This is a genomic window from Paenibacillus sp. LjRoot153 (assembly GCF_964253085.1).
Taxonomy (GTDB): Bacteria; Bacillota; Bacilli; order Paenibacillales; family NBRC-103111; genus Paenibacillus_E.
On the sequence record NZ_CAXUQH020000001.1, the window covers coordinates 2,422,833 to 2,434,268 of the forward strand.

General features: G+C 48.3%; 9 protein-coding genes and 2 pseudogenes. 10 read left to right on the forward strand and 1 reads right to left on the reverse strand.

Features of this window, described 5'->3' with window-relative positions; genetic code table 11:
• The first annotated feature begins 43 nt into the window (after positions 1–43).
• The 7 genes and pseudogenes from ACSQ8P_RS10670 to ACSQ8P_RS10700 form a co-directional block, all read left to right on the forward strand.
• Positions 44–1,591: a sulfatase family protein gene (locus tag ACSQ8P_RS10670; RefSeq protein WP_436235152.1), complete on the forward strand. Its 1,548-nt coding sequence runs from the start codon at positions 44–46 to the stop codon at positions 1,589–1,591.
• Between the two features lie 50 nt (positions 1,592–1,641).
• A complete protein-coding gene (locus ACSQ8P_RS10675; RefSeq protein ID WP_436235153.1) occupies positions 1,642–3,282 on the forward strand; it encodes a sulfatase-like hydrolase/transferase in 1,641 nt (546 codons plus the stop codon).
• 151 nt (positions 3,283–3,433) lie between these two features.
• Positions 3,434–4,879, forward strand: a complete 1,446-nt coding sequence (locus ACSQ8P_RS10680) for a sulfatase (RefSeq protein WP_436235154.1) — start codon at positions 3,434–3,436, stop codon at positions 4,877–4,879.
• A 42-nt stretch (positions 4,880–4,921) separates the two neighbouring features.
• Positions 4,922–5,166: pseudogene (locus tag ACSQ8P_RS10685) on the forward strand (glycosyl hydrolase); the annotation flags it as partial.
• A gap of 69 nt (positions 5,167–5,235) precedes the next feature.
• Positions 5,236–5,433, forward strand: a complete 198-nt coding sequence (locus tag ACSQ8P_RS10690; RefSeq protein ID WP_436239495.1) for a fibronectin type III-like domain-contianing protein — start codon at positions 5,236–5,238, stop codon at positions 5,431–5,433.
• On the forward strand, positions 5,417–5,641 hold the full coding sequence (locus ACSQ8P_RS10695; protein WP_436235155.1) for a hypothetical protein: 225 nt from the start codon (positions 5,417–5,419) through the stop codon (positions 5,639–5,641). The genes ACSQ8P_RS10690 and ACSQ8P_RS10695 overlap by 17 nt, the downstream gene beginning before the upstream one ends.
• Before the next feature lie 47 nt (positions 5,642–5,688).
• Positions 5,689–6,087 (forward strand): annotated as a pseudogene (locus ACSQ8P_RS10700) (sigma-70 family RNA polymerase sigma factor); the annotation flags it as partial.
• Between the two features lie 379 nt (positions 6,088–6,466).
• Here the strand turns inward: ACSQ8P_RS10700 and ACSQ8P_RS10705 are convergent.
• Complete coding sequence (locus ACSQ8P_RS10705; RefSeq protein WP_436235156.1) at positions 6,467–8,245, reverse strand: sulfatase; 1,779 nt, start codon at positions 8,243–8,245, stop codon at positions 6,467–6,469.
• A 368-nt stretch (positions 8,246–8,613) separates the two neighbouring features.
• Between ACSQ8P_RS10705 and ACSQ8P_RS10710 the strand changes: the two genes are divergently transcribed.
• The 3 genes from ACSQ8P_RS10710 to ACSQ8P_RS10720 all read left to right on the forward strand — a co-directional run bounded on the left by ACSQ8P_RS10710 (position 8,614) and on the right by ACSQ8P_RS10720 (position 11,350).
• Positions 8,614–9,387 (forward strand): SDR family NAD(P)-dependent oxidoreductase, encoded by a 774-nt coding sequence (locus ACSQ8P_RS10710; RefSeq protein WP_436235157.1) that lies wholly within the window; start codon positions 8,614–8,616, stop codon positions 9,385–9,387.
• A gap of 187 nt (positions 9,388–9,574) precedes the next feature.
• The gene (locus ACSQ8P_RS10715; protein ID WP_436239496.1) at positions 9,575–10,444 is read left to right on the forward strand and encodes an ABC transporter permease; all 870 of its coding nucleotides are present in this window, start codon (positions 9,575–9,577) and stop codon (positions 10,442–10,444) included.
• Between the two features lie 18 nt (positions 10,445–10,462).
• On the forward strand, positions 10,463–11,350 hold the full coding sequence (locus ACSQ8P_RS10720; protein ID WP_436235158.1) for a carbohydrate ABC transporter permease: 888 nt from the start codon (positions 10,463–10,465) through the stop codon (positions 11,348–11,350).
• The last annotated feature ends 86 nt before the right edge of the window (positions 11,351–11,436 follow it).

Below are 11,436 nucleotides of genomic sequence, written 5' to 3' on the forward strand. Positions count from 1 at the left end.
ACTCTCTGAAGTGAATTCATTTAACGAATGGAGCTGAAAAAGTATGAGGATATTGTTTTTGGATTTGGATTCGACGAGCCCGGATCACTTGGGATGTTATGGTTATCAGCGAAATACTTCACCAAATATTGATCGCATTGCGGCAGAGGGCGTTCGATTTACGAATTATTATACCTCCGATGCCCCTTGCGCACCTTCCCGGACAGCGCTGATGAGCGGCAAATTCGGAATCGTCAACGGTCTTGTCGGGCATGGCGGTACCGCCGGTGACATGAAGCTGGAAGGGACCGAACGTGAGCTGATGGGCAAGTTGACACGAGGCGGCTCTCTTCCTTCCTACTTAGGTTTAGCTGCCGATTTAAACACGGTATTGATCAGTCCGTTCGCACAAAGACATTCGACCTTCCACTTCTATGCCGGATTTAATGAAATCCTAAATACGGGAAAATATGGGAATGAATCGGCCGAGCATGTCACGCCAGTGGCACTGGATTGGGTTCAGCGCAACGCGAGCAAGGATAATTGGTTCCTTTATGTTAATTATTGGGATCCTCATACGCCTTACCGTGCGCCACAGGAATTTGGGAACCCCTTTGCATCGGATCCGCTGCCTGATTGGTTGACAAATGAAGCGCTGGACAGACATAAGGAAATGGTCGGCTCGCACTGTGTTCATGAGCTGAACATCGATTATCGCAATAAAACTTACAATAACGAAGCTCCGCCTCATTTTCCGAGACATCCCGGCGAGATTCTGGACATGGATGACATGCGGAAAATGATTGATGGCTATGATTGCGGCATACGTTATATGGATGAGCATCTTGGTCGATTGTTTGCCGCATTGGAAGAGCAAGGGGTTATGGAGGATCTGATTATCATGATTTCTGCGGACCATGGCGAAAATATGGGACAGCTCGGCATCTACGGTGAACATGCTACCGCTGATCAAGGTACCTGCCGTATTCCCATGATCATTCGCTGGCCGGGTATGAAGCAGGGCATCGTAGACGAAGGCTTGCACTACCATCTGGATTTACTCCCGACGCTCGCGGAGATGCTGGACAGCCCCGCTGTTCCGGATTGGCACGGAAAGAGCTATGCTCCTGTTCTGAAGGCAGGGTCGGATTGTGGACGCGATTATTTAGTCGTATCCCAATGCGCTCATGTGGTACAGCGCGCCGTCCGGTTCAAGGATTGGATTTATATTCGCAGCTATCACGACGGCTTCCATTTGTTTGATGAGGAAATGCTGTACAATTTGGCCGAGGATCCGAAGGAGCAGTGTAATATTGCGGCGGAGAATCGGGACATTTGCTTTGAAGCGGTCTATTACTTGAACCAGTGGCATGACAATATGATGCGGAGGAACAGCGATGCAGTTGATCCGCTGTGGACCGTGATGAAGGAAGGCGGACCATTCCACGCTAGGGGCTATCTCAAAAATTACGTGGAACGGCTGAAGGAAACGGGTCGAGGCCATCTGGTTGATGAACTGGTGCGCAGACATCCCGGCGAGTTTCCGCGAGAGCAGAATAATGTTTTAGCGGGATTCCAAGCGAAGATTAGCGCGAGAATGTCAGGGAAATAGAAGCTGGAAGATTTTCGTTGGAAGATGGAAGGAAGGGAGCAATAGCAAAGATGGCAACTACAGCTACCAATAGGCCTAATATTCTATGGATTTCAATAGAGGATACGAGTCCCCGATTCGGCTGCTATGGGGATCCGCTGGCTCGCACTCCAAACATCGACAAACTGGCGTCAGCGGGAACTTTGTACTCTAACGGATTTGCAACGGCAGGCGTATGCTCCCCCAGCCGTTCATCCATCATTACCGGTATGTACCCGACGGCGATTGGAGCGCACCATATGCGCACGGAGCATGTCAATAAATTCACGCCGGAATTGCCTACACCTTATGCTGTCGTCCCCCCGGCTCATGTGAAGACGTTCACGGAATATATGCGCTCTGAAGGATACTTCTGTACGAATAACTGGAAGACGGATTATCAATTCCCGTCTCCTTTAACCGCCTGGGACGAGAATGGGAGAGAGGCGCATTGGCGCCATCGTGAGCCGGGGCAGCCATTCTTCGCTGTGTTCAACCATATGCTGACGCATGAGAGCAGCATGTGGGGGGATATGATTCGAAAGTATACGGATCGGGAATCTGTTGAGGATATTCCGCGAGTTACAGATCCGGAATTGGTTAAGTTGCCGCCTTATTTGCCCGATACGCTGAAAATACGTGAATCGGTTGCTAAGTACTATGATCTGATCGCCGAGGCCGATGAGTTTGTCGGCAAACTCCTTCAGCAGTTGGAGGAGGATGGTTTAGCTGAGAACACCATCGTATTCCTGTGGAGCGATCATGGTGAAGGATTGCCTCGTGCAAAGCGATGGCCGTATGACGCCGGCATCCGAGTGCCGCTTATTGTTCGCCATCCTGGCGTGATGGAGCCGGGGCAAGTAAGTGATACGCTGGTTAGTTTGATTGATTTGGGCCCGACCGTACTTTCATTGACGGGAACAACCATACCGTATCATATGCAAGGGCAGCCTTTCTTGGGCGAGCAGGCGAAATCGAGAGACTACATCTTTGCTACCCGCGACCGTTACGACGAATCCTATGATATGGTTCGTGCCGCACGCGACAAGCAGTATAAATACATTCGTAATTACTATCCGGAGAAGCCGTATTTGCAATGGATACAATTCAGTCACCAGCATGCGGCTTTCCAGGAACTTTGGAGGCTGGAGCTATCCGGGCAACTGGAGGGCGATCAGAGGCTCTTGATGCAGCATAAGCGGCCCGTGGAGGAACTGTACGATTGCGTGAATGACCCGTATGAAATTAGCAATTTAGCGGACGATCCTGTCTATCGAGTCGAATTGGAAAGACTTCGAACCGTTTTGGACGATTGGCGTGATCAATACGATGTATGGGGCGACGTTCCAGAGGAACGAATGGTGGCTCAGATGTATCCCGGCGGCGTTCAGCCGCAAACCGCTGCGCCCATTTTCATCCCGCTGAACAGCGAACTGCCCGGAAGAGAAGCTACCGCAAACGGTGAATACATCGAACCGACTGCGGTCCTGCTACACTGCGCTACGCAAGGAGCATCCATTGCTTACACGACGGATAAGGGACTGAATCCGTCCTGGAAGCTATATACGAAGCCGTTTATTTTGTTAGAAGGAACCACGATTATTCGTGCCAAGGCGGTTCGAATCGGATACAAGGATAGCGAAGAAACCACCGGTTCATTTGTAATCGAATAAGTCATGCTGGCTGCGTGAAGCCGGCTGCGGTAAGTCATCTTGGGAGTGGGGATCATTCCGAGGTTTCACGCAGCCGGCTTTTTACTAACTAACATAAGAGATTTGGTCGAAATTTCATGGCAAAGCGAGGCTGACTTTACTGAAAGCAATTATGATACTACTCGATACATTAAATCGCCATATGCTTGAAAGCTACAATTCACAAACATGGGTTAAAGCTCCAAACATCTCACGGTTAGCTGAGAAGTCGGTCATTTTCGATAACCATTGGGCGGGCTCCCTGCCTTGTATGCCGGCCCGGAGGGATATCATGACCGGACGACTCGCTTTTCTTGAACGCGGCTGGGGCGGTCTGGAGCCGTTTGACGTGACGCTTCCGAGCAAGCTTCGGGAGGAGAAAATTTTCACACACATCGTGACGGATCACTATCATTATTTTTCCACGGGTGGAGAAAATTATTGTCAGTCCTTCGATACATGGGACTTTTATCGCGGCCAAGAAAGCGATCCATGGATTTCGCGAGTGACGCCACCAGAGCTGCCGGAAGCGATCCTCGGCCAAACACGTCCCCAATACGAGCTCAATCGAAAGAAATTTATGGAATCTGAAGCGCAATATCCCGGTCCGCAAACGATGCAGGGCGCATGCCGATGGCTGGAAGAAAACCAGGAGGCCGACCAGTTCTTCCTGATGGTAGAAGCATTTGACCCGCATGAGCCATTCGATTGCCCGCAGCATTATTTGGATCTCTATGATTATCAATATGAAGGTCCTCGTTTCACATGGCCGAAATATGGAAAGGTGACTGAGGATTCTGAAGCGATGGAGCATGTGCGAATACGATACGCCGCCAATCTCACGATGATCGACACCTGGCTCGGTAAGCTGCTCGATGTGTTGGATCGGCAAAACCTGTGGGAGGATACGCTCATTATTTTCACGACGGATCACGGGTTCTTGCTTGGGGAACATGAATGGACGGGGAAGAACATCATGCATGTTTATAATGAAATTGCCCATTTGCCCTTGATGATTCACGTACCGGGAGCATCGGCAGAAGGGAAGAGGATTCCGGCATTGACGCAAAATATCGATTTGATGCCGACGATCTTATCGTATTTCGGGCTTGAAACGCCTTCGACGGTAAGGGGAAAATCACATCTCGGATTGATTCATGGAACGGAGGAACCGCTGCGGGATTATGCCTTGTATGGGATGTTCGGACTTACCGTGAATATGACGGATGGAAACTATACTTACTTCCGTGCGCCGGTTGGGGAGGATAATCATCCAAGTTACATCTACACGGCGATGCCGACCATGTTCCGAAGGTATCTCGGCGCTGCGGCACCGGAATCTATCGAAAACGGGAGATTTTTGACTTACACAGAGTATCCTGTGTTCCGCATACCGGCTAGTATACCGGGGGCCCCGTTACATCTTAAGGAGTCGCTGCTGTTTGACATCGCTTCTGACTATCATCAGCTTAAGCCCATCCAGAATGAGACTTTGAAAGCTTTTTATGCGGAGAAGTTAAGGGAAGCGATGGAGCAAGAAGCGGCCCCTGCCGAGCAGTATGTAAGATTAGGATTTTGAGGGAGGACACATAGTGCAAAGAGATTACCAAGCGCTGCGCAGATGACGCTCGAGGAAAAAGCAGGATTATGCTCGGGCTTGAATTTTTGGCAATTGAATGGTGTAGAGCGGCTAGGCATTCCATCGATCATGGTGACGGATGGTCCGCATGGGCTGCGCAAACAAAATCAAGGCAGCTATCGTTGAAGCACTTTGCGGTGAACAACCAGGAGCACCGCCGGATGTCGACGAATGCGGTTGTGGACGAGCGAACGCTGCGAGAGATCTATCTTGGAGAGTACGGTGATCCGACCGGAGAAAAAGCTAAGGGTTTCGCTAAGGTGGAGCTGAACCCGTATGAGAAGAAGGAAGTATCCATGACTCTCGACAAATGCGCTTTTGCGTATTATAACGACGAGCTGAAGGACTGGCATGTGGAAACTGGCGAGTTCGCCATTCTCGTCGGCAAGTCTTCCCAGGACATCATATTGAAGGATATATGTCGAGTGGAGTCGACCGTTCGGTTGAAGAAGACGTATACGATGATTACAACGATAGGTGATTCTGTTCGATGATCCTCAAACACCAGCGCTTTACTCGAGTTCATTAAGAAGAGTCAAAAAAACTCCCATCCTGTCTGGTTTGGAGACAGAAGACACGCATGAGGACATGATGAAAGCGATGATGAGATATATGCCGTTGAGGGCTATTTTAGCGTTCGGTAACGACAATATCGATGAAGCGTCGTTAAAGAAGACTTTGCCGGAAGATGTAGATTTTTAATATATGAGTAAATAAAAACGGTCAGGTATGACAGAGCTGCCCTCCTAGTGGGAACTTTCGCCGCTAGTTATATCGAGAACGAGATTCTGATGCATTTGCGCTCCTTGAAGAAAACGCGCAAAGACGTGTCCCTGCATGATCCCATTGGAACGGACAAAGAAGGAAGTGAGATTACGCTGATTGGCATCCTCGGCAGCGAGGCGGACGATGTGGTAGATGCTGTACAGCTCAGTATAAAGAAATCGACGATAAATAAGAATTTGGAGATATTGGATGAGCGGGAGAAAGAAGTTGTGGTTGGTGGGTTTGGACTTGAATTAGGTGGGGAAGAGCGAACGCAGCGGGAGATTGAGAAGGAGCTGGGCATTAGCAGGTCCTATATGTCGCGTATTGAGAAGCGGGCGCTGATGAAACTGTATCATGAATTTTATAAGGCGAAGAGGTAAGGAAATTGAATCGCAGACGGGCGGTTTTTTTAGTAAAACTATACTAAAATTAAGATTGATATCGGAAAACAAAAACATTACTACATGAAAAAGCAACCCTGAACCAAAGTTCAGGGCTGTCTTTTCATACGGACTTGCATAGGTGTCATACCTTAAGTACCTTAAGTCTTATACAACCATTTGGTGAAAAACATAAGCTTGATAGTCTGTCGCAGCCTGATTTCACAAAAATTGAGTTTGGGTTGGATCTTCATTTGATTTATAAGATTCTTGTTACATTACCGACAAAAAGAAATAGCGCTAACTGGCTGTTAAGCCAACATCTCAAGCCACCCAAATACGCGCAGTTACTTCGGGACTATGTGTCCGGATATAGACGCTAATTCGTTCGACTAGCTAGGAGCAATAAGCTTCTTACTAATTCTTTTTGCTCCGGCGGCAATGCATGCTCGGCGAATGTCAGGATGACGTCATGGTTCACTTGCTTGACTCCCATGCCCTTAGCAAACTGCTCGAAGCCTTGCATCAGATGCGTTCTTGCAGCCGCTGGCATCACGGCAAGCAGCCTGCGCCACTGATTTTGCGCACCGCGCGTCCACTCCACGTCTTGCAGAAGGTCCACTTTGGCATGCTCCAATATGGTCGCTTTCTGCTGCGCAAGGCTTGCCTCGTTCATGATTCCGTCTTCCGGTATGCCCAAACGGACGAATTGCTCGGGCGGCGCATCGTTCGCGATCATCAACTCCGCAATGATGCGAATGAAACGAAGCTCGGTTGCCGGATCATGAAGTTCGTCGTACTGTGTTGGATCGCTTTCTAGGTCAAACAACTTAGTTCCATATTGATAAGGATTCATCCATTGGAATCCTACAGGAATTTGCAATGTACGGCAGCTCTTCGTGAAGGTGAACGGCTTATGCAATTCAATGTTTTGCAATTCCCCGGGAGTAAACATATTTTTCATATGGGACGGCATGAGCGTGTACTCGTTCAGCGGACCGTTGTCGGGATGTACCGGGCCCCTCATATATACGTATCGCCCATCGGTGCAGTTCACATGTCCGCCGTGGGTGCCGAACAGAGCAGCTTCACGCACCGGTTTGTCCGTCTCAATGGTTTCCCGGAGAGGACGGCCGGTCATGCCAGATGGCAGCGGCAGACTGAAAAAGTCAAGCAGCGTCGGGGCAATATCGACCATCTGCACCAGGCTGTTTCGACGTTCGGCTTTCTTTCCGCTTCTCGGATCCCATATAAACAGCGGGGTATGGGCAATCTCGTTGTACCACGGCATGGAGGATTTTGCCCAATAATCGTGTTCGCCCAGAAGAAAGCCATGATCGGTATTGACGATCAGCATCGTATCCTTCCACATATCGAGCTCGTCCATCAAATCAAGCACTTTGCCAAGATAAGCGTCACACATGCTCAGAAGAGCAGCATACTCAAAGCGTAAGTGGGTGATCTCCTCCGGCGTTTCCCTGACAGGTCCATAGAGAGGCCAATCCAATGTTCCACCGCTGTAGACGTGGGGATACAGATCCCTATACTTCTGAGGTGCATAGAACGGTTCATGAGGATCAAACGTTTCGATCTGAAGGAACCAGCGATCTTCTTCTGCGTTCTTCCGGATAAATTCCATGCCTCTCGTGAACGTTTGGGCTTGCGGGAACTCCTCTTCCTTATCCCGAGCAATATATTCGCGATTGATTTGATCTTGGCGGCGCGATGGTTTCATCATTTCCAGGGGTACCTTTTGTTCAAGTTCCGGACCTTTCACATGCCCTTTCCATAGGTCGCCTTCTTGACCGCGAATGAGCTCATATGTGCTGTACCGGTTATGATAGGTGGCGCCGCCGTCCTCCCAATAATGCTGATGATCGGTGACCAAATGGGTGTGTACGCCTTGTTTTTTCAGAAGCTCCGGCATGGAGTCGTCGAACGGCTCTACCGGCCCCCAACTGCGATGAAGGAAGTTGTAGCGCCCTGTGTGCAGCTCCCGGCGCGCTGGCATGCACGGCATGCTGCCCACATAGCTGTTGTCGAATACAACGGTACGCTCCGCAAGCCTCGTGAAATTCGGCGCATGCACCCAATTTCCTCCATAAGGCGGCAACAAATGACGGGTTAACGTATCAAACATGACCATAATCGTGCGCAAATAATATCCCCTCCAGTAAAATTTCTGCTTCTTGGCGCCTTGCGTATATTCTCATTATTATGTGCCTGAACGGCAATTCCTTGGGTAATTCGAATTTATTGTATTGTATACTCGGCCAATGTTCTAAGCTATTTCCGACTTCTCATTGTCACTTTTCCGACTTTCATGCGATTATAGACTCGTTTTTGATTCATGTAAGGGTTGTAGACGGATTAAAAGTCAGAAAAGCATTATCAAAAAGTCGGTATTTTGTTAGAGACAGCATGCAGTTTTGAAATAACATGATTGCTAACACATCGAAATCCACGCTGAAAACTGATGTGGAAGGTGACTTGTTCAACAATAATATTTCATAGGAGGCAATGAAAATGGGAGTTAATGGTAATTCGGAACGGGAACAAACTGTCGTCGTAACCGGAGCAGGAAGCGGAATCGGTCGTGCGTCATGCTTAAAATTAGTGCAAGCGGGCTTTAGGATCGTTGCCGTCGACTTTAATCGATCAACGGGGGAAGAGACGATTGCCATTATCCGTGCACAAGGCGGGGAGGGTATCTTCGTTCAAGCCGACGTATCGAGGAACGAAGACGTCGAACGGTACGTCAATCTGGCCGTCGAAACGTATGGAGGTATAGATGCATTCTTTAACAACGCTGGGGTCATTCAGAAATTTTCTATGCTGACGGACATTGAAGAAGCTGAGTATGACCGCGTCATGAGTGTTAATGTGAAAGGTGTTTTTCTAGGGTTGAAGCATGTTATCAAGGTTATGGAAAAACAGGGATATGGCTCTATAATAAACACGGCTTCTACAGCGGGAATTCGGCCAGAACACAGCATTGCGGCATATACCGCGAGTAAGCATGCTGTAATCGGATTGACGAAAGCGGCGGCGCTGGAGTACGTGAAACGGGGAGTTCGCGTCAACGCGATCTGTCCGGGAGGCGTAGATACAAGCTTAACGAAATCTGTTTCAACGATGATGATGGAAACTGGCTACATTCCGGAAGAGTTATCAAACATGCGAATGGGACGATTTGCCGAGCCTGACGAAATGGCGGAAATGGTTGTGTTCCTGGCTTCCGATAAATCCAGTTACATGACGGGATCGATTATTGCGATTGACGGCGGGTTAACGCTATAAAGTCAGAGAATCATTAATGAAAAGTCGGAATTCTGTTAGAAGCGGAATATCGCTTTGAGGTAGGATGATTGGTATAACAGGATGAAGGGAAGAAATACATGTGGCACAACTATCTGGAAAGATTTCACTTACAAATGTACCAGTAAAAAAACGAACTAAATGGCGCAAATATGTACCGCTTATTCTGATGACACTTCCGGGTTTAACGTATTTATTTTTTAATAACTACCTCCCGATGCTCGGAATCACCATCGCTTTCAAAGATATTAACTTTACGAAAGGATTTTGGGCAAGCGACTGGGTTGGATTTAAAAATTTTGAGTATTTGTTCAAAACATCCGATGCTTTTGTGATTACGCGGAATACGATTCTATACAACGGATCATGGATTGTTCTCGGTACCGCGTTGCCGATCTTCTTCGCTGTACTGCTGAACGAGATCAAAAATAAGTTTTTCGCCCGTTTTTATCAAAGCGTGATTTTGCTGCCGCATTTGATTTCGATCATTATCATCAGTTATTTGGTCTATGCGGGGCTAAGCCTGGATACCGGTTTTATGAACAAAACAGTGCTGCCGGCGCTCGGATTGGATGAAGTTAACTGGTATTTCGAGCCGAAGTATTGGCCGTTCATTCTGACTTTGGTGCATATGTGGAAAGGAATCGGTTTTTCCGTTGTCGTTTACTACGCTTCGATCATCGGAATAGACGAGGAGTATTACGAAGCGGCAAAATTGGACGGTGCAAGCAAATGGCAACAAATCCGGTTAATCACTATTCCTCTTATTATGCCGGTTATTATCATGCTTACATTCATGTCTATCGGTCGCATTTTTTATTCCGACTTCGGCTTGTTTTACCAAGTTCCCATGAATTCCGGTTCGCTCTATGATACGACCAATGTTATCGACACTTACGTGTTTCGTGGGCTGTTGGGGACCGGGGATATCGGGATGTCGGCTGCCGCCGGCGCTTACCAATCGGTCGTAGGTTTCGTGCTTGTTATCAGTGCGAACATGATCGTCCGTAAGCTCAGCAAAGACAATGCTTTGTTTTAGCAAGAAGGAGGAGATCAAATGATTACGGAAAATCGCGCATGGCAGTGGTTCGGCCATCTAATGTTTGTTTTACTTGCGGCAGCATGCATCATCCCCTTTGTTCTGTTGATATCTTCATCGTTTACGGATGAGAAAGAAATTTTGCAAAACGGCTATTCCTTTTTACCGAAAGTGTTCAGTACCGAGGCATATACCTACTTATTCAGCGGTGGATCGTCTATCGGTCGGGCGTACGGAGTTACAGTTTTTGTGACGGTCATGGGAACGACTATCAGCTTGCTCATCACGTCCTTGCTGGCCTATCCGATTTCGCGAGCGGATTTTCCGGCACGCAACGCGATTGCGTTATGCATATTCGTGACCTTGCTTTTCCATGGCGGGCTCGTGCCCACCTACCTCGTTTATACGCAGATTTTCGATTTGAAAAATACGATATTGGCGCTCATTATCCCAGGTATATTGATGAACGGTTTTTCGGTTATGCTCATGAGAACGTTCTTTCAGACGTCCATCCCGATGCCTGTCATCGAGTCAGCGAATATGGACGGTGCCGGCGAATGGCGAATTTATTGGTCGTTCGTCCTGCCGCTCTCGATGCCGATCATGGCGACGACGGGCCTGCTGCAAACGCTTCTATACTGGAACGATTGGACGAATGGGACCATTTATTTAACAGACTCCAAGTTGTATGGCATTCAGAACCTACTCAACAGGATTTTATCGGACTCACAATTTTTGGCTTCAAATAATTTTGGGTCCGGTCCCGCGAGCGAAGCTGCCTTGGCTCCGACTGCAGCGATGAAGATGGCGATTGCCGTCTTGGGGGTCATTCCGATCTTGGTAGCGTATCCGTTCTTCCAAAAATACTTTGTCAAAGGAATCGCCATTGGAGCAGTCAAAGGGTAATCCTGGATTGCGCCAGCCTCACCGCCTCGTCTGCGTTGGGGCTTTCTTTATTTGACAAGATTCTTGTTATAAATGAAGGAGTAAGC